The organism is Pseudomonas sp. USTB-Z (assembly GCF_019691255.1).
Lineage (GTDB): Bacteria > Pseudomonadota > Gammaproteobacteria > Pseudomonadales > Pseudomonadaceae > Aquipseudomonas > Aquipseudomonas alloputida.
The window spans coordinates 55299-71750 of record NZ_JAECZP010000007.1; the positions used below are offsets into that span (position 1 = coordinate 55299).

21 protein-coding genes are annotated in these 16452 nt (G+C 57.0%); 7 read left to right on the forward strand and 14 right to left on the reverse strand.

Features of this window, described 5'->3' with window-relative positions; genetic code table 11:
* Positions 1 to 24: 24 nt before the first annotated feature.
* The 5 genes from I8746_RS10325 to I8746_RS10345 all read right to left on the reverse strand — a co-directional run bounded on the left by I8746_RS10325 (position 25) and on the right by I8746_RS10345 (position 4348).
* A complete protein-coding gene (locus I8746_RS10325) occupies positions 25 to 882 on the reverse strand; it encodes an SDR family oxidoreductase (protein WP_221100613.1) in 858 nt (285 codons plus the stop codon).
* Positions 883 to 913: 31 nt separating this feature from the next.
* Entirely contained in the window at positions 914 to 1453 is a 540-nt protein-coding gene (locus I8746_RS10330; RefSeq protein WP_221100614.1) for a type 1 glutamine amidotransferase domain-containing protein, read from the reverse strand.
* 83 nt (positions 1454 to 1536) lie between these two features.
* Positions 1537 to 2865: an SDR family oxidoreductase gene (locus I8746_RS10335; RefSeq protein ID WP_221100615.1), complete on the reverse strand. Its 1329-nt coding sequence runs from the start codon at positions 2863 to 2865 to the stop codon at positions 1537 to 1539.
* 33 nt (positions 2866 to 2898) lie between these two features.
* Entirely contained in the window at positions 2899 to 3132 is a 234-nt protein-coding gene (locus I8746_RS10340) for a PLD nuclease N-terminal domain-containing protein (protein WP_064614504.1), read from the reverse strand.
* Positions 3133 to 3145: 13 nt separating this feature from the next.
* Positions 3146 to 4348: a zinc-dependent alcohol dehydrogenase gene (locus I8746_RS10345; protein WP_221100684.1), complete on the reverse strand. Its 1203-nt coding sequence runs from the start codon at positions 4346 to 4348 to the stop codon at positions 3146 to 3148.
* 1039 nt (positions 4349 to 5387) lie between these two features.
* On the opposite strand from I8746_RS10345, the gene I8746_RS10350 reads away from it, so the two are divergent.
* Positions 5388 to 5615 carry a hypothetical protein gene (locus tag I8746_RS10350; protein WP_259674117.1) on the forward strand — a complete coding sequence of 76 codons (228 nt, stop codon included), beginning with the start codon at positions 5388 to 5390 and terminating at the stop codon, positions 5613 to 5615.
* 45 nt (positions 5616 to 5660) lie between these two features.
* On the opposite strand, the gene I8746_RS10355 is transcribed toward I8746_RS10350, so the two are convergent.
* Positions 5661 to 6863, reverse strand: coding sequence for a PAS domain-containing sensor histidine kinase (locus I8746_RS10355; RefSeq protein ID WP_221100616.1), 1203 nt, complete (start codon positions 6861 to 6863; stop codon positions 5661 to 5663).
* Positions 6853 to 7668, reverse strand: coding sequence for an alpha/beta fold hydrolase (locus tag I8746_RS10360; RefSeq protein ID WP_221100617.1), 816 nt, complete (start codon positions 7666 to 7668; stop codon positions 6853 to 6855). The genes I8746_RS10355 and I8746_RS10360 overlap by 11 nt, the downstream gene beginning before the upstream one ends.
* Positions 7669 to 7963: 295 nt before the next feature.
* Between I8746_RS10360 and I8746_RS10365 the strand changes: the two genes are divergently transcribed.
* Positions 7964 to 8365 carry a hypothetical protein gene (locus I8746_RS10365; protein ID WP_221100618.1) on the forward strand — a complete coding sequence of 134 codons (402 nt, stop codon included), beginning with the start codon at positions 7964 to 7966 and terminating at the stop codon, positions 8363 to 8365.
* A gap of 139 nt (positions 8366 to 8504) precedes the next feature.
* Positions 8505 to 8795 carry a hypothetical protein gene (locus tag I8746_RS27125; RefSeq protein ID WP_064614514.1) on the forward strand — a complete coding sequence of 97 codons (291 nt, stop codon included), beginning with the start codon at positions 8505 to 8507 and terminating at the stop codon, positions 8793 to 8795.
* Positions 8796 to 9088: 293 nt separating this feature from the next.
* On the opposite strand, the gene I8746_RS27130 is transcribed toward I8746_RS27125, so the two are convergent.
* Positions 9089 to 9379: a hypothetical protein gene (locus I8746_RS27130; protein WP_259674118.1), complete on the reverse strand. Its 291-nt coding sequence runs from the start codon at positions 9377 to 9379 to the stop codon at positions 9089 to 9091.
* 210 nt (positions 9380 to 9589) lie between these two features.
* Here I8746_RS27130 and I8746_RS10370 point away from each other — a divergent pair, with 210 nt between their 5' ends.
* From I8746_RS10370 to I8746_RS10380, 3 genes are all read left to right on the forward strand, one after another.
* Entirely contained in the window at positions 9590 to 10003 is a 414-nt protein-coding gene (locus I8746_RS10370) for an NUDIX hydrolase (RefSeq protein WP_180688409.1), read from the forward strand.
* Positions 10004 to 10102: 99 nt separating this feature from the next.
* On the forward strand, positions 10103 to 10333 hold the full coding sequence (locus tag I8746_RS10375; RefSeq protein ID WP_114942061.1) for a hypothetical protein: 231 nt from the start codon (positions 10103 to 10105) through the stop codon (positions 10331 to 10333).
* Between the two features lie 121 nt (positions 10334 to 10454).
* Complete coding sequence (locus I8746_RS10380; RefSeq protein ID WP_221100619.1) at positions 10455 to 10679, forward strand: PepSY domain-containing protein; 225 nt, start codon at positions 10455 to 10457, stop codon at positions 10677 to 10679.
* Positions 10680 to 10961: 282 nt separating this feature from the next.
* Here the strand turns inward: I8746_RS10380 and I8746_RS10385 are convergent, their stop codons facing one another.
* The 3 genes from I8746_RS10385 to I8746_RS10395 all read right to left on the reverse strand — a co-directional run bounded on the left by I8746_RS10385 (position 10962) and on the right by I8746_RS10395 (position 12709).
* Complete coding sequence (locus I8746_RS10385) at positions 10962 to 11411, reverse strand: carboxymuconolactone decarboxylase family protein (protein WP_221100620.1); 450 nt, start codon at positions 11409 to 11411, stop codon at positions 10962 to 10964.
* Between the two features lie 110 nt (positions 11412 to 11521).
* The gene (locus I8746_RS10390; protein ID WP_221100621.1) at positions 11522 to 12196 is read right to left on the reverse strand and encodes an FMN-dependent NADH-azoreductase; all 675 of its coding nucleotides are present in this window, start codon (positions 12194 to 12196) and stop codon (positions 11522 to 11524) included.
* Positions 12197 to 12226: 30 nt separating this feature from the next.
* Entirely contained in the window at positions 12227 to 12709 is a 483-nt protein-coding gene (locus I8746_RS10395) for a GNAT family N-acetyltransferase (protein ID WP_099454507.1), read from the reverse strand.
* Between the two features lie 90 nt (positions 12710 to 12799).
* Between I8746_RS10395 and I8746_RS10400 the strand changes: the two genes are divergently transcribed.
* Entirely contained in the window at positions 12800 to 14236 is a 1437-nt protein-coding gene (locus tag I8746_RS10400) for a PLP-dependent aminotransferase family protein (protein ID WP_221100622.1), read from the forward strand.
* Here the strand turns inward: I8746_RS10400 and I8746_RS10405 are convergent.
* From I8746_RS10405 to I8746_RS10415, 3 genes are all read right to left on the reverse strand, one after another.
* Positions 14229 to 14708 (reverse strand): carboxymuconolactone decarboxylase family protein, encoded by a 480-nt coding sequence (locus I8746_RS10405; RefSeq protein WP_221100623.1) that lies wholly within the window; start codon positions 14706 to 14708, stop codon positions 14229 to 14231. The genes I8746_RS10400 and I8746_RS10405 overlap by 8 nt on opposite strands.
* Before the next feature lie 385 nt (positions 14709 to 15093).
* Entirely contained in the window at positions 15094 to 16113 is a 1020-nt protein-coding gene (locus I8746_RS10410; protein WP_221100624.1) for an NAD(P)H-quinone oxidoreductase, read from the reverse strand.
* The gene (locus I8746_RS10415; protein ID WP_221100625.1) at positions 16110 to 16448 is read right to left on the reverse strand and encodes a carboxymuconolactone decarboxylase family protein; all 339 of its coding nucleotides are present in this window, start codon (positions 16446 to 16448) and stop codon (positions 16110 to 16112) included. Before I8746_RS10415 ends, I8746_RS10410 begins: the two co-directional genes overlap by 4 nt.
* Positions 16449 to 16452: the final 4 nt, after the last annotated feature.

Here is a 16452-nt window from a genome sequence, read left to right on the forward strand (position 1 = left end):
TGATATCTGGCCTCAGGAATACCTTCAGAGGATGGGTTTGCCGCCGGTTACTCCATATCGTGAGCCCGAGATGTAACTCGCTTCATCGGATCCCAACAGGACGTAGATTGGCGCTACTTCCACAGGTTGTCCTGGCCGCCCCATCGGGTAGCTCGAACCGAAGTTCCTGACGGCTTCATCGGGCATAGTGGCAGGAATCAACGGTGTCCAGATCGGGCCGGGCGCCACGCTATTGACCCGAATGCCTTTCTTGCCAAGTGATTGAGCCAGGCCCGCAGTGAAATTGGCAATGGCTCCCTTAGTGGCGGCATATGCCAACAGGCTGGGTGATGGGTCGTCAGAGTTGACGGAGCTGGTGTTGATGATCGAACCGCCTTTGGGCATTGAGGGTAACGCGCGCTGGCAAATCCGGAAAATGGCGGTGATGTTGGTATCGAAGGTCTTTACCCATTCATCATCGTCAATCTCGTCCAGGCCCTCATGAGCCATCTGGAACGCGGCATTGTTGACCAGAATATCGATACGACCAAACTGCTCCACGGTCTTGTCGACGATGTCAAAGCAGTGCTGTTTCTGCGCTAGGTCGCCTGGCAGCAACAGGCATTGGCGGCCAGCAGCCTCAACCCAGCGCGCGGTTTCTTGCGCATCTTCGTGTTCATCCAGGTAGGAAATGGCAATGTCAGCGCCCTCCCGAGCATAGGCAATAGCAACTGCGCGCCCGATGCCGCTATCGCCGCCGGTGATCAAGGCGATTTTGCCTTCCAGCCGATTGTTGCCGGTGTAGGTCTGCTCACCACAGTCTGGATAGGGCTCCATCTTGCGTTGTGAGCCTGGAACGCTTTGCGGTTGCGACGGGAATGGAGGGGTAGGGTACTCGCTCATGGTGAAAGCTCCTGCAGTTTCGAACGCGAAATCAGCCGGCCAATGCCTTGATCAACTGCTCATTAAAGGCCGGAATATCGTCGGGCTGGCGGCTGGTGATCAGGTTGCCGTCCACCACCACCTGCTCATCCACCCAATTGCCACCCGCATTACGAATGTCGTCCTGCAGTGTCTTGTAGCTGGTCATCCGTTTGCCCTTGGCCAAACCACTGGACACCAGCAGCCAGGCACCGTGACAGATGACGGCCAGCGGCTTGCCAGCCGCGTCATGGCTCTTCACCAGCTTTTGCGCACCGTGGATCAGGCGGATGGTGTCGGAATTCTGCACGCCCCCAGGCAGCACCAATGCGTCGTAGAGGTTGAGGTCGGCACCGTCGAATGTCGCATCAACTGCGAATTCGTCGCCGGGCTTGTCATGGTTCCAGCCACGAACCACACCTTCCTTTTCGCCTAGAATATCGACCACCGCACCGCTGTTTTCCAAGGCTTCACGCGGGCCCGTCAGCTCTACTTGCTCGAAGCCATCGGTGACCAGAAAGGCCACGCGCTTGCCGTTCAGTTGTGCACTCATCGTTCTTCTCCTCGTACCGATAGAACTCATATAGGGGCCGGCACCAGCAGGCAAAGTTCCTGCGCGATGCTGAGTGGTTCAAATCAGCGGCGCCGCCTTTGCGTGCGGGTAATGACTAACCCGGCAATGATGCCGAGGACTGCCGCACTCACTAACAACGGCTTGTTGTCTTTGCGGTTTCGCCAGCCGCCGTCCACGCTGCGTCGGCTACTGGGTGGCTCGAACAGATTGCCCGATGAAATCGCTGCACTGGGACTGCGGTTTAAGCCCCAGCGTGTCAGCCATCCGGAAAGCAGCGGTAGTCCTGGAACCAGGAAGCTGGCCAGATGGGCGACGCGGGCGGCGGCGCCGACTGTAGTGTGCGCACGAGGGGAAATAGCGCATGCCACCATGGCCTTTGCCACCAACTCGGCATCGTAGATCGGCCCAGGCGGGGTCAGGGCGTGGCCAGTGTAGTTGCCACCATCTCTGAACCCCGGCGTGTCCATGACCGCGGGGTAGATGTCGCAGACATGGATGTCGGGAAATTCCGTCAACTCTCCCCGCAGCGCGTCGGTCAGGCCACGCAGGCCGAATTTGCTTGCCGAGTACGCCGCCGCATAGGGCTGGGCAATCCAACTTCCCAGTGACAGCGTGTTGATCAGAGTGCCGCTGCGTTGCGCCTTGAAGTACGGCAGGGCCACATGGGCGCCGCGCAGGTAACCGACCAGGTCGGTCTGAATGACCTGCTCATGGGCCTCCAATGGCGTGTCCTCGAAATTGCCGACTGCGCCAACGCCGGCGTTGTTGACCCAGATATCGATCCTTCCCTGACCAAATGCGGCTGCCTGCGCGGCCAGCGCTTGCACCTGGTCGCTGCGGGTCATGTCGGTGGTGATTGCCACGGCGTCCGTCCCGCAATCGGTACACTCGTCCAAAACATCGAACAGCGCTTCTTCATCGCGTGCGGCCAGCACCAGGCGAGCACCTTTGCAGGCAAACGCATGCGCGGCGGCCCTGCCTATGCCGCTTGAAGCGCCGGTGATGACCACCACTTTGCCGCGCAACGGGCCTTTTGTCGGTGCTGGGCGTGACTGCTCGGCTGGCGGTGAATCTTGCTCCGGCTCGTTAGTCGCAGACGCGAGGATGGAACTGGCTTCTATCCTCGAAAGCTCAAGGGCGGTGCCGTCAATCAGCACTAATTTCAGCCCCTCGATGGTACCTGCCACTCGATCCGGGAAGACTGGCTCGCCTTGCGCATCCAGGCTGTCATAGATGAACTTTGTCCCTTCGAGCCAGCCGACAGCCGTCAGCAGTTCAGGGCCAAGGTAGTATTTTCCATCCAGAAAGAAACCGGGAAATTGATGGGCGCGCTCGACGTTCTCTACGCTGTAGCGTTCGCCTAATTTCATGCCTGTCGCTTGATCAATCATGTTGCAACCCCCTATAGGTGGTGCTCAGAAATGTCAGCCTTTACTGTGCTCGTCTGAAGTGGGCCCAGAGCCTCGCTTGATGCCTCGCGGGCCAGCAACGCCCCAGATACCCAGTCCAACAAGCGGTAGCGCCACGATCAGCAGCGCCCAGGCGGCCTTGACCGCATCCGTCTTGTCGCTCCTGAATACGCTCACGATGGCCCACAGGTCGATGAGTAAGAGAATTGCCGCCACGGCAATCCAGAAGTAGCTGGCGAGACCGTTCATGACCTTGGCTCCTCTACACGTAGTCAGGGCCTAGGGTGCCCGCCGCAGCGCCTGGCACCAGGATGACCTTGCGGCAGTTATCTTGCTTTTGATCGAACATCTTGTAGCCCATGGCCGCTTCTTCGAGTGCCAGGCGGTGGGTGACGATTAGTTCCGGTTGCAGGCGTCCTGCTTCGATGTGCTCCAGCAGTTCGGGTAGGTATTTCTGAACATGGGTCTGGCCCATCTTGAAGGTAAGTCCCTTGTCGAAGGCATCGCCGAACATGAATGCATGGATAAAGCCGGCGTACACACCCGGGACGCTGACAACGCCGCCACGACGCACGGCAGCAATGCTCTGGCGCAGCGCTTTGCCGCTGCTGCCTTCAATCTTCAGTGCCGTCATCACCGTTTCGGCAGTGCTGCCTTTGGCCTCGAAGCCGACCGCGTCGATCACCGCGTCAACGCCGCGCATGCCTGGCGTCTGACGGATGATGCTGTCTGCAGGATCGTCGTCCTTCTCGAAGTTGATGGGGACAACCCCATAAGCGTCCCGGGCATATGCCAGTCGGTAATCGTTGTCATCGACCATGAAAATGGTCTGCGCACCGAGCATTCGTGCACAGGCGGCACTCAGCAACCCCACCGGCCCGGCGCCATAGATGGCCACCGATGAACCCTGGCCAATCTCGGCATTGATGACCGCTTGCCACGCGGTGGGCAGAATATCGGACAGGAAAAGCACCTTGTCATCGGCGAGGTCGGTAGGGACTTTGAACGGGCCGACGTTACCTTTGGGTACTCTGACGTAGTCAGCTTGACCGCCAGGGATACCGCCATAGAGATGGCTGTATCCAAACAGCGCGGCGCCTGGCGGAATGCCCTTCTTGTTGATGATTGAGCCGCGCCCAGTGTTGGTGGTTTCGCAGGCGGCAAACAGATCGTGCTGACAGAAGAAGCAGTTGCCACAAGCGATAACGAAGGGAATCACCACCCGGTCGCCGATCTGCAGATTAGTGACGGCGCTGCCGGTGTCTTCTACGATCCCCATGAACTCATGGCCGAAGATATCACCCGCTTCGGTTTCTGGAATTTTGCCTCGGTAGAGATGCAAGTCAGAGCCGCAAATGGCTGTGGCGGTGACCCTGAGGATGATGTCGTCTGCTTCCTCGAGGATGGGATCAGGAACGTTATCGACCCTGACGTCGTTTGCTCCGTGGTAGGTCAGTGCTCTCATTGGTGGCCAGCTCCTGCAGTCGCATATTTCCGTGATAGGTATGCAGGGGAAGCCATGACAGTCGGCAAAGTTCAGACCAACAAGTCCGATGGTAGTCATTACTGCTTTGAGCGCGGTGACAGCCGGACGGCTCACGGTGGCCTGCTGTAGAGTCGGCGCTTCTCCCGGCTGCTCAGCGGGGAGGAAGATGAAGTGCGAGCTTGTTATCGGTGTGGGAGAGGCGCCTGACTGGCAGCGACCGATAGACTAGCGTGACAGCTCAACCATCAGATTGCTCCTCTGGGGGTACCTGACCCTCGGGCCAATCAGGAGCCTCAGTTTCAGGTTGCGGGACGGGTTCTCCAGGGTTGTGCGATATTGGATCAACATAGGGATCAAGGGGGAGATCGGTGGTTTCCTTTGGTTCAGCCATGGGTTTCTACCTATTTAGTCATGCTGTGACTGGTTTAGGTATTTGGCTCGTGAACCTCGCTCCCGTTCATTATTCTGCTGCAGTGGATGGCTTGTCAGGCCGCTCGGGTCTCATCAAAGTTGAGAAGCGCAGCGTTGGCTTGCCTCACCAGATGAACCCATTGTCTACGACTGATCATCCCGGATAATTCCAGATCTTCAGCGCTACGGCACGCACTCTCGTATTCATCCTCCCCGAGTGAACCTGCCCTCAAAAAACGGTTACGCCAAGCCAGTATTGCGGCAGCACCAATGTTGCAGCATTCCACGTATAGCTACTCCAGAAATCCGGTCGGTGAGGGGGATGCGCAAAAGCGGCGAGAGATTAACCCCATTCAATGCTCGAGGGTATTGGAAAGCGATAGTCGGCGGTGGCCACCAAAATGGCATCTCGAGTCACGGCTATTGCCCTTAAATCGGCCTTTTGGGTTGTCATCGCGTAGGTGTTGTTGCCGTCGGATATCTGGTGAGTCCGGTAGCTGTCCGTGGCCCTCATCCACGCCGCCTCACCAAAGAAAATGAACTTTGGATTGCAGACATCCTTCCTACAGGAAGATTAATGCTAAAGAACTGTAGGTTGAGGGTGGCCATGCTGAAGCGCTTCGTTGTGGTTCCCGCTTTCCCTGCTGGAAAAGAGCATTTTCCTAGGCGTATTGGCTTCCCGCGTGCATTGGAGGTGGGGTTCGATCTTTATGATAACCAAGAGAAAACGCGGCTGATCCTGCGTCTGCCGATACGTGCCGACGCTGAGTACGAATGCACCAACCGCAATAATCCACCCGATACGAATTCAACGGACGCTGCTGGGAGTGTCTGAGGTCGGCTAACAGCTCATCCGAGAGGAGAAGCGCCGACCAGGTGTTTAGCAGGGTGGTGCGTCTATGGGGGGCGGAGTACCGGTACGGGGGAAACTCACACAAAATGACGTACCCATTTCGTTCGTGGAGTTGACGGCCACATCGCCGCCATGGGCCTTGGCTATTTCCCTGACGATGAACAAGCCCAGACCTACGCTTCTAAGATCTGTGTCCAGGTCGCTCACTCTCGTCATCGGTTCAAAGAGGGTACCCAGCGAAGATTCGGGTATAGCGTTACCCAGGTTATGAACCGATAGCATGGCTATATCCCCCTGCAGGGTAGACGTGACTTTTATGGGCTGGTCAAGATCCCCGTAAGCCACACTGTTAGCCACCAAGTTTCCAACAATCTGATGCATTCTGTCAGAGTCGACCTCTGCCAAACCTACCCCTACCTGCTCATGGATCATTCTTGCCTGGGGGAAGGCTACACGTAGCTCGTCTACGCTTCGCTCAATGACCATGTGCAGATCAACTGTCCTTCGCGTGATGCCGATTCCACGACCTACCCTAGCCAATGCAAAGTCCAAAAGATCTGCGATCATCCGCTGAGCACGCTCGGATGACTGGCTGATGTGGCCCAGTAATTCTGTGTCTCTTGGAGAACGTGCTCCTCTTACCAAGAGGTCTGCGGCCATTTTGATCGCGGTGAGGGGATTCTTGAGGTCATGGCTTGCGATAGCGACCATTTGTTCAGCAAAGAAAGCCCGCTGTTGGGATTTTTCATAAGCGTGATCTAGCTCCACCTTTGCCTGCAGTAAAGCTGCCTCTGCGCTTGTTTTTTCCCATAGCAGCTTTTCGGCGCGTTGGCGTGACTCCACAATCTCGCGCTCATACTTGTCCCGATCAGTCGTCCCGAACAGCGCCAGTTCGTAATAAACGCCATCGGCATGCTCGCGCCTCACGCCATTGAGCAGCATGGTGACTGTCTGCTCGCTCGCGTTTTTGAGGTCAAGTTTTACCTCTGCAACGGAGCCCTGCATGCGCATTAGTGGCGCCCAGTGGGTCTGATGGAAGATTTTTCCGCCCATTGTCAGGAGATCTTGAAACCTACGCTGGGTAAGAGCTTCTTGGCTGATGCCCATCCAAAGGCTGAAAATCCGATTGCTGCGCAGGATGGTGCCGTCTTCGTCGGTGACAACCAGGCCACAAGGGGCACCGTCGAAAAGATCCTCGAAGTCTGGAGCCGGAGGCTTATCAATCGACATCTTTGCTTACCCAGGGCTGAAGGAAGTTGTCCATGGCTTCCGCACACGCTTCTGGAGCGCTCATGTGCGGGCAATGCCCCACGTTATTTACGAGATGAAGGACACTATTGGGCAACTGTGCATGCATGTACTCGCCCACGGTTAACGGCGCAATCATGTCATCGGAAGACTGCAGGATGAGCGTCGGTGTATCCAGCCCGGCGATGTCTTCGCGGTTGTCGGATAAGAAGGTCAGCCGAGCAAATTGCTTCGCGATCTCCGGATCTGTGCGGCAGAAACTATTTGTAAGCTCGTCGCCTAGGGCTGGCTGCCCTGGTGAACCCATGATGGTAGGGGCCATCGCGCTCGACCATCCCAGATAGTTGCTGTCCAAGGTGTGAAGGAGCGAGTGAATGTCTTCGAGCTTGAACCCACCCACATAGCCATCAGAATCGATATAGCACGGAGAGGGCCCAACCATGACATGAGCGGCTATGCGATTCGGGGAAAGACGGTCGGCTAGTGCGCCGATCATCGCACTCACCGAGTGGCCGACAACGATTACAGGGCCGCGCCCAAAGTGATCTATGACGTCGTTCAGGTCTTGTGCGTAAGCGGCCAGTGAATCGTATTTCCCACTTTCATACGCATCCAGATCTGATCTGCCTGCGCCGACCAAGTCATACAACACTACACGGAAGCGGTTGGTGAAGTGCTGGAACAGGTAATGCCACATAGTCTGATCGCAGCCGAAGCCGTGAGAGAAGACCAAAGTCGAAGTGCTTTCGCCATGGACTCTGACGTTGTTCCTGCGCTGAATGTCCATGGATCGATTCTCCGCTCGGCCAAGAGGCGTTGGCTCCAAGAGAATGATAGTGCCGCCGAGACAATCGAAAGGGCAAGATCTTGCAGTCCACTACTGACACTCCTTGCAGGTTAGGAAGTCGTTTCGAGCGAACAAAATGCTGCCTCGTTGGTCGTTTTCTCTATGAGACCAGGCCAAGCGGGGCCGGCAATGCAGATTCACAAACGGAGGTAGCGGAGGTTTGCCCTCTAAAATCTTTGTCAGTTGTCTCATCAAAGCAACACAAAGCTCTCCTCGGAAAACGGAAGAAGATGCCATGCCACATCAGAACCAAGATCAGGCTGAGCAGTTGATTGCCGAGGTATTCGCGGCGGCCTGTCTGGTCATAGGAAGCGATGCAGGCTCAGCGAAAGACCGAGGTCTCGCTCGGCGCTTGTTGCGCACTGCCTATGAAGCACTGCGCTCGCGGCAAATCACGGTGCACAGTCAAGCTGGTTCAGCTCGGGAAACTCAGCTACCCAACGCTGATGATGCGAGCCTGCATCTGGCGGCGGAGACGAGAATTGTGATGAGAAAGCGCGGACGGCAGGTGGAGCTGGATGCTGCCAGGCTCAGATCACATGGAGCGCTGATTACTGTTGGTAGGTGGTGTACGTCGGCACTCAGGAGCAACCTTGAGAAGGCTTTTAAAAGGGTGGGGTACCTCGAAGCCAATTAGCCGCTCGGTTCTGCTTCTCCACCATTCACATCCCGTCATATTTCGGATCCATAATCCGCTCGGTGGTTATGCCGATTCGGCTTCGCTGCACTATGGTAGAGGCACCCCACATATAAGACTAAAGTCGTAGGAGGGCGGCATGCGGATTCGCGGTGATGTGTTTTGGAAATGGGCTGATCCATCGCTCCACCATAGAACTCACGATGAAACTTTGGACAACGGCACAAGCATGGACATCCAGGTGCGGCTGTCGCGGACGGGCCATACGCAGTTGTTCATTGGCGTCTATGCCGGCTCAGGGATGGCTCTTCACGAAGAGGCTTACGACTCTCGCCCGGGTGAGTCGATGACACGCGCGTTGGCATGGGGGGTAGGTAGAGCCAGATGCTTGGCGACCGAGCAGCGTCCTGCCGAGAAGCATGTAGCGTAAAAGCCTAGGCAACGGATTGGTGGTCGCTGGCAGTAATATCAGCGACCCCCACCGTGATGAATCCACTCTGCGTAGGCCGACTTCAAGGCCTGGGGAAGGTGAGGGATCTCCCGCTTCAATCCTGCCTTTCCGTCAGGCCTTGCTGCCCACTCCGTTAGCCACGCGATCAGCGTTGGCCGAGTAAGAGGGCAGATAGCTACCTCCCGTTCGAGCTCGTCTGCGATCTGACCCAGCCACTCTAACTCAGCGTCTAGCTGCATGATCGGATCAATCATGGGATTCCCTCCGTCGACCTAAACAGTGCCTGCTTTGCTTTGAGAGCCTGTTTCAGCGAGTGCCCGACCTCTGCGAGCGCCCCACGCCATTGCTCGAGTTACTGTCTCACCTGGCCGCTTTGCATAGGCTTCCTCAACACGTGCTAGGCCGGATTGCTCGTAGATCCCGATTAACAGTTGAGTATCGCCAGTGCGAGATAGCCGAACCTGGATGTCTAGCCAAGCTCCGTCAGCTAGCGACTCCAGATGCGAATGGTGTTGCAAGGCAGGATCTGCCCAAGCCCAAAATACTGCTCCTCGATGTCGCATCCTTGGCCCCTCGTCACATCTCCATACGGCAAGCCTAGCTCGTCCTTTCTACTCCGGAGCTTTCAAACGTTTCGAGACATTCCAAAGCAGGTAGTAATTCGAGCCGTCAAAATGCTGGTCGGAACTGAACTTCAATCCGTCAGGTCATCCATCGTATGGAAGGTCACATCAGCGTTCAGGATGTCGCGCGTTATCGAGGTGCGATTTGTCATGAGCGTATCCAAGCATCGCCCAGTCAGAGCCAAAGCCACTATTATCTGTACCCACAACGACAAGGTTCTGCTTGTGCGCAGAAAGGGCGCCAAGTGGAAGTTTCCGAGTGGGGCACTCGCTGCAGGTGAGGCGCCAATCGTTGCAGCTGCGCGCGAGCTTTGGAGTGAGCTATCGCTGCATTGCTCCGGTCTGCACGGTACTGGCACCGTCCAAGTGGGGAAAATCCTCCACCACCTCTTTTCCACTGAGGTACCTGATGGCTGCCGGGTTGTCTTAGGAAAGCGGATCGAGGCCTGCAGGTGGGTAGAGTGGGCTCAGCTGAGCCCGACCATGCTTAAGCCCACAGCAGCTGCGCTGCTATCGAGGGATCTCTCGTCGCTTGCCCCATTCGATCAGCAAATCGTCGAGTAGCAGACATGACCAGGTATTAACCCAGCGGCCCAATCCTCATAGGAACAGATTGTTGTCCTGGTGGTCAGATTTAGTAGTCCCGTAAACCTTGAGGTGAGCATGGCCACGTACAACATTCAATATCGCTTGGCTGAAGAGCCGAAGAGTTACCGACTGGAGTTGGAGCAGGACGAGCTCAGACGTCATGAGGCTGCAATGCACCTGATCGTGCTGCACTTCGGGGATAGTGAAAACAGCCTTGTACTGCCTGCAGCTGATTCATCGCCTGACGACATCCTGGCTCAAGCCGATTTGCTTGGATTGTCTCAGATAGAGGTTTCCACCGCGTAATGCTGATTGCCCACCTCCTTGGGCTGGGTGCGGATGAAATTTCTACACGAACTCTTCGCCTGAACCCGGATCGTTAGGGCCAGGTCGCATGTTCACATTCACAACAAAAAGGATGTTAATGATGAAAGCGATGACTCGACTTTTCACCGGCCTTGCATTGGTTGGTGCTATGGGCGCTTCTTCCGCATGGGCTGATACGCCCGGTGCTGACTGGAAGGTGAACAAAGATAAGGCTGAGGCGACGCTGAAAGGTGCCGGCTACACGCAGATCACCAAGATCGAGGCCGACGATGGTCACTGGGAAGGCGAGCGCATCAAGGCTGACGGCAAGCAGTACGAATTCTAGGTTGATACTCACGACGGTAAGATCATCAAAGACGAACTGGAGAACTGAACGAGGCGGGAGTTGCTCTCTGAGCGGCCCGCTCCTATGCACGGGCCTCTATTGTCAACATCGCCATGTACATTCCGGCGTTTCATACACTGTATCGATAGTATTAGTTCGCGACCGCTAGGTGTTGACCCAAAATTGCTACCCTCGAAAGACAGCTAACAGACAGAGTCCGACTGTAGGAGACGATCTAGGTGATCACTAAAGTATGCTTTAACATATTAAATGTCTATGCCATCAAGCTCTAGCCGCAGGCTTTAGTCGGAAGCTGACGCCCATACGGTTGAAAGCGTTCATTGCGGCAATAGCCGCTGTCAGGTCGACAAGATCCTTTTCTGCAAACATCGTTGATGCTGCTGCATAAGCTCCGTCGGATACATGTGTCTCGCTTACACGCGTGACTTCTTCTGCCCAGGCCAATGCTGAGCGCTCCTGATCCGAGAACAAATAGTGCGCTTCATGCCATACCGGTACTAACAGCACCTTGTCCACTGACATACCTGCTTTGATCAGATCGCGTGAGTGCAGATCGATGCAATGGGCGCAGCCGTTGATTTGAGACACCCTGAGAAACACAAGGTGAATCAACGGGGCTGGCAAATTTGTCGCGGTGGTCACGAAATTATGCAGCCCGCCAAGAGCCTTGGCTGCACTAGGCGAAGCTTCAAACCAATTGAGTCGACTCATGATTTCTTTTCCTTTCTTTGAGCAATGAAGAGCGTGACATGCGGATTGCCGCTTGACGGCACACCGCCCAGCTGATGTGCAAACCTATACGCTTGAATTTGAAGATGGTCTTAAAGCGTGCAGACTTGATCCACGCTATGGCTATCCCTACCAAAGAACGCCTGCACCTCACCGTACCCTGTTTCCCTTCCAGTATTCAGTGACTCCACACCCTTGGCGGTACCTTCAACGGTGAAGTAGTACACGTGATTGAGACCGATGGTGGCGAGGACGGCGGACAGGTAGGGGCGCAGAAAATCGGGTTGACGGGCATGCTGGCCGCTGATGTAGCCTCCGCAAGCTATTGCGACGTAAACCGGACGATCCGTCAGCGTTCCGATTTTACCTTTGGCGGTGCCCAGAAACGTTTTGCCCACGCGTACCACCTGGTCGATCCACATCTTGAGTGGGGCGGGCACGCTGTAGTTGTGCATCGGCGTGGCAATCAGCAGTACGTCGCATGCCTGCAGCTGGTCGATCAACTCGTCGGAACGGCTCAACGTACCCTCCTGACCGCTTGCTATGACTACGCGCTGATTGGCTAGCGCCTGGGCGTAAGGCGCATCGACTGGGGCCAAGGTGTTGAGGTCTAAATCGGTCAACTGGATACCCCTTCTGCCGGCCTGACTGGCTAAGGCAAACAGGATCTGCTGGGACAGTTTCAGACTTTCCGAAGCCTCTGCATTGGGGCTGGCGACCAGGCGAAGAATGCGCAAAGGAGCAAGTGGCTGTTGGGACGATGTCATGGGGTTTGCCTCCTTGGATGTGCGTGCGGGTTACGGGGTATCGAACTGTTTTTGAAAGCGCAGTGCACCCGTCAACAGGCCTTCGCGGAAGTAGAAACGTTGCGCGCGGGCGTTGGCCAAACCCGTGTCGAGCACCAGGCGTGCACAACCGCTGGCGCGCGCCAGTCGTTCCAAGGCTTGCAATAAGCGCGACCCCCACTGGCCACCCCGCTGAGCCTCGGCGGTTACAAGGTCATCGACATACAGGAATGCGCCGTAGACCAGGTTTTCCTGTAAGCGGTAACCAGCCAGTGCCACAAGAACGCCTGAGTCATAAGCGCCAATCAGGCGATAGCCTTCAACGCGCATACGCTCGATGCGGCTGACGAAGTCGGCTTCGCTCGTCAGATGAGGGCGCAATTGCTGCATTACCGGGAATGCGCTGCACAGGTCATGGGTGCTGTCCAGGGGACGCAGGGCCGTGTCGGCCAGGTCGAGCACGCTGGGTATGAAGTTGTGCAAAGGGAATGTCATGGGAGTTGCCCTCATGAGTAGGTGATGGCGCTATATTGGACTACCATTGACCCACTTGATTGAGCCAAGAAATGGGATATGAACTAGGCCATGATGACCTCCCCCAAGCCGCCTTTTGCTCCCTTGGAAGAGCAGTCCGCCTTGCCCCTCTATCGTCAACTGTACGACCGCGTGCTGGCCGCCGTTGCCGCTGGCACGTTGTCCCCCGGTGACCGCTTGCCGTCGGCGCGCGCCATGGCTAAGGAGCTGGGGGTGGCCCGTGGCACCGTCGAACTGGCCTATTCGCTGATGGCCAGCGAGGGGTACCTCCTGGCGCTCGGGCAGAAAGGCACCGTAATCAATCCTGAACTGCAGAAGCCTGTGTCAGCGGCCACCGCATTACCAGTCAGCAGCCAAGTGATCGAAGACGCGCCTGATTCGCTCTGGCGTCCACCGCAGCTGTTGCCGTTCCAGATGGGGGTACCGGCGCTGGATGCATTTCCGCGCAAGATATGGGCGCGTCTAGGTGCTCGGTATCTCCGTGGGATGCGACTGGGAGATCTGGACTATCCGGCACCCCACGGCCTGGCAGCGTTGCGTAGCGCCATTGCTTCGTATCTGCAGGTGTCCCGAGGTATCGATTGCGGTGCCCATCAGGTGTTTATCACCAGCGGTTGGCGCAATAGCCTGTCCTTAGTCGCACATACCCTGTTGCAGCCAGGCGAGTGCGCCTGGGTGGAAGACCCGGGCTATCCCACTACGCGCCAGGTGCTTCGCCAGTTCGGCCTGGAGCTGGAAGCGGTGCCGGTTGATGCCGATGGTATGAATGTAGAACACGCCATCGCGGGTTCTCGGGCTGCTCAGGTCGCCATGGTGACACCTGGGCATCAGAGCCCGCTGTCGATGGCACTGTCGCTGCCACGCCGGCAACTGCTACTCGATTGGGCTGCCCGCACCGGTGGCTGGATTGTCGAGGACGATTACGACGGCGAGTACCGCTACGTCAGCCGTCCACTTCCAGCGCTGGCCAGCTTGGATCGCCATGGGCGCGTGCTGTATGCCGGCACCTTCAGCAAGGTGCTGTTTCCCGGTATTCGCCTGGCTTATCTGGTGGTGCCGCAGGCGCAGGTGGCAGCGTTCGAGCGCGTCGGCCGGGCCTTGTTTGCTGCCGGGTCACCGTCAATTACCCAGGCTTTGGTGGCGGAGTTCGTTGCCGAGGGACACTTCGCTCGGCATATCCAACGCATGCGCCGCCTCTACAACGAGCGACGGGCATTGACCATCGAAGCACTGGAGCGGAGCTTACCGAAGGGTATGCAGGTGGAACGCTCGCCAGGCGGCATGCACCTAGTACTGCGGTTGCCGGAGGACGTAAGTGACACCGCCCTGGCCGAGCAGGTGCTGGCAAGGGGCATGTCGGTACAAGCGTTGTCGCGCTGGGCTGCCTCATCGCAGCGTCAGTCAGGTCTGCTCCTGAGTTTTACCAACTGCGCCACGACTGCTCCAGGCGAGCAGCTTGGCGCGTTGATCAGCAAGTTACTCAGTTGAGGTTGGCCTTGTTCAGGCCGAACAGTTCATCGGACGAGCCCGGGATCGCCTGGAAAGCCACATTGAGGCGATTCCAGCCATTGATGGCGACGATTAGGAACGACAAATCCGACAGCTCCTGCTCGGAAAACTGCTCACGCGCACTCGCATACAGGCTGTTGGAGATACCATGAGGCGGCAGTTGGGTCAGGGCTTCAGTCCACTCCAGCGCCGCCCGCTCTACTGGCGAAAACAGCTGTGACTCACGCCATACGGCCACGTGGTGAAGACGCAGCTCGCGCTCGCCATGGATCTTGGCCTCTTTCACATGCATATCCACGCAGAACGCACAGCCGTTGAGCTGTGAAGCGCGCAACATGATCAGGTGGGCAAGATCGGCCAGTAGCGGCTTCTTGCTCAGTTGCAGAGTGAGCTCCACCAGTTTGTTGGACGCATGGGGAGACAGCTTGAAGTAATCGAGGCGGTTGTTCATGGGTAGCTACTCACAGTGGATTGGTCTTCGTTGGGGCCCACTGTAGCTACGCTTGGACTAGCCCCATAGGGCCAAGATGGTAGTTTCGAACTAGGCCATGTCTGTCTCGATGCGCGCCATGACCCCACCGAGCGGTGTGGTCGAAGGGGCGTTAAAGGCCGTTTACGCCTCCCCGAGCGGTCTTAATCGATGGGCAACTGTCACTCACCTGTCGAGTGGGAACTGTCGTCCAAAGCGAGAATACGGCTGGTGTATTACACGACCGTCTTGGCCGGGACGCAGATGGCTCAACCGTTGAAAGGCCCCGAACCGATGGGGAAAAGCCCGCAGCTAGGCGGGCAAGGTCAATATACGTAGGGATGGCTTCAGAATCTCCCATGCTCCGTCAAAATTGAGCGAATGAAATTGAATCAGGTGCCGGTGGCATCGTCAGAATGATCTTGCCGACATTGAGTGAGGCTTCCATTTTACGGTGAGCGTCCGCGGCTTTCGCCAATGGGAAGGTGCTATCAACCACGGGCTCGAGACTGCCTCCTCCCTCAAAACGATCAAGCCAGTGTTCGCGGAAGCGTCTGACCATCGCATGTTTTTCAGACTGTGTGCGCGACTTCATCACTGTGCCGATGATCTGCAGGTGGCGGTATAGAACGTCTTCCAACTTGAGGTTCACTTCACCACCCCCACCCAGAATACCGACCTGTACCAGGCGGCCACCCTTGGCGAGCGAGTTGATATTCCTGCTGAAGTAGGCCTCACCTACAAAATCGATGATGACATCCACGCCTTGCCCATCGGTGTGCTTTGCGACGACCTGGGCGAAGTCCTGCGTTTTGTAGTCGATGGCGAAGTCGGCTCCCAAGTTCTCGACGCGGGACATCTTGCCGCCCTCGGCGGTGGCAAAGACCTTGGCGCCTGTGGCATAAGCAAGCTGCACGGCTGCTGAGCCAACGCCACCAGCTGCAGCATGGATGAGTACCGACTCGCCGTGTTTCAGTTTCGCTAAGTGGATCATCGCTTCGTGAGCGGTTACAAAGACTTCCGGGATCGCTGCAGCATGCACGTAGTCGAGTGCAGCAGGGATCGGCATTGCCATGCGGTAATCGATACGCGCGATTTCGGCATAGGCGCCGCCCCCCACAACCCCCATCACGCGATCGCCGACTTGATAGCCTGATACCTCACTGCCTATCTCGATCACCTCACCCGAAATTTCCAGGCCGATGATCAGCGAGTCACCGAAATTGGGACGTCCATATCCACCGGTACGATGGGTTAAATCAGCTCGATTCACGCCGGCAGCATGCACGCGAACCAGCAGGTCGGCGGGGCGGACTTCCGGCACGGGTACCTCACTCACTTGGAGCACTTCAGGGCCGCCAAAGGTTTCAAATGTGATCGCTTTCATGGGTTCAAAGGCTCCGAGTCAACGAGCGTGGAATGGGCGATGGCAGATGCCGTGATCGCTGCAGGAAGTCCTGCATAGAAGGAGAGGTGGGTAATGGCTCCGGCAAGCTCTTCACGCGTTATGCCGTTGGCAACACCCCGCCGCAGATGCGCCGGCAACTCATCGGAATGACCGCCAGCAACCAGTGCCGCGATGGTAATGAGACTGCGGTCACGTGGTGACAGCGAGGTGTCGCCCCAAACCTCCGGGTAAAGCGTTGAGTCAATGAACGCCGAGAGTTTCGGCGTAAAAGCTCTGGCCGCCTCACGAGGGCTTGTAAAGTTGAGACCTGTCATGGGA

Excerpts from the sequence above, each read along its gene's own strand:
- I8746_RS10325 (WP_221100613.1), bottom strand. The coding sequence starts at position 882 with ATGAGCGAGTACCCTACCCCTCCATTCCCGTCGCAACCGCAAAGCGTT.
- I8746_RS10330 (WP_221100614.1), bottom strand. The coding sequence starts at position 1,453 with ATGAGTGCACAACTGAACGGCAAGCGCGTGGCCTTTCTGGTCACCGAT.
- I8746_RS10335 (WP_221100615.1), bottom strand. The coding sequence starts at position 2,865 with ATGATTGATCAAGCGACAGGCATGAAATTAGGCGAACGCTACAGCGTA.
- I8746_RS10340 (WP_064614504.1), bottom strand. The coding sequence starts at position 3,132 with ATGAACGGTCTCGCCAGCTACTTCTGGATTGCCGTGGCGGCAATTCTC.
- I8746_RS10345 (WP_221100684.1), bottom strand. The coding sequence starts at position 4,348 with ATGAGAGCACTGACCTACCACGGAGCAAACGACGTCAGGGTCGATAAC.
- I8746_RS10350 (WP_259674117.1), top strand. The coding sequence starts at position 5,388 with ATGCTGAAGCGCTTCGTTGTGGTTCCCGCTTTCCCTGCTGGAAAAGAG.
- I8746_RS10355 (WP_221100616.1), bottom strand. The coding sequence starts at position 6,863 with ATGTCGATTGATAAGCCTCCGGCTCCAGACTTCGAGGATCTTTTCGAC.
- I8746_RS10360 (WP_221100617.1), bottom strand. The coding sequence starts at position 7,668 with ATGGACATTCAGCGCAGGAACAACGTCAGAGTCCATGGCGAAAGCACT.
- I8746_RS10365 (WP_221100618.1), top strand. The coding sequence starts at position 7,964 with ATGCCACATCAGAACCAAGATCAGGCTGAGCAGTTGATTGCCGAGGTA.
- I8746_RS27125 (WP_064614514.1), top strand. The coding sequence starts at position 8,505 with ATGCGGATTCGCGGTGATGTGTTTTGGAAATGGGCTGATCCATCGCTC.
- I8746_RS27130 (WP_259674118.1), bottom strand. The coding sequence starts at position 9,379 with ATGCGACATCGAGGAGCAGTATTTTGGGCTTGGGCAGATCCTGCCTTG.
- I8746_RS10370 (WP_180688409.1), top strand. The coding sequence starts at position 9,590 with ATGAGCGTATCCAAGCATCGCCCAGTCAGAGCCAAAGCCACTATTATC.
- I8746_RS10375 (WP_114942061.1), top strand. The coding sequence starts at position 10,103 with ATGGCCACGTACAACATTCAATATCGCTTGGCTGAAGAGCCGAAGAGT.
- I8746_RS10380 (WP_221100619.1), top strand. The coding sequence starts at position 10,455 with ATGAAAGCGATGACTCGACTTTTCACCGGCCTTGCATTGGTTGGTGCT.
- I8746_RS10385 (WP_221100620.1), bottom strand. The coding sequence starts at position 11,411 with ATGAGTCGACTCAATTGGTTTGAAGCTTCGCCTAGTGCAGCCAAGGCT.
- I8746_RS10390 (WP_221100621.1), bottom strand. The coding sequence starts at position 12,196 with ATGACATCGTCCCAACAGCCACTTGCTCCTTTGCGCATTCTTCGCCTG.
- I8746_RS10395 (WP_099454507.1), bottom strand. The coding sequence starts at position 12,709 with ATGACATTCCCTTTGCACAACTTCATACCCAGCGTGCTCGACCTGGCC.
- I8746_RS10400 (WP_221100622.1), top strand. The coding sequence starts at position 12,800 with ATGATGACCTCCCCCAAGCCGCCTTTTGCTCCCTTGGAAGAGCAGTCC.
- I8746_RS10405 (WP_221100623.1), bottom strand. The coding sequence starts at position 14,708 with ATGAACAACCGCCTCGATTACTTCAAGCTGTCTCCCCATGCGTCCAAC.
- I8746_RS10410 (WP_221100624.1), bottom strand. The coding sequence starts at position 16,113 with ATGAAAGCGATCACATTTGAAACCTTTGGCGGCCCTGAAGTGCTCCAA.
- I8746_RS10415 (WP_221100625.1), bottom strand. The coding sequence starts at position 16,448 with ATGACAGGTCTCAACTTTACAAGCCCTCGTGAGGCGGCCAGAGCTTTT.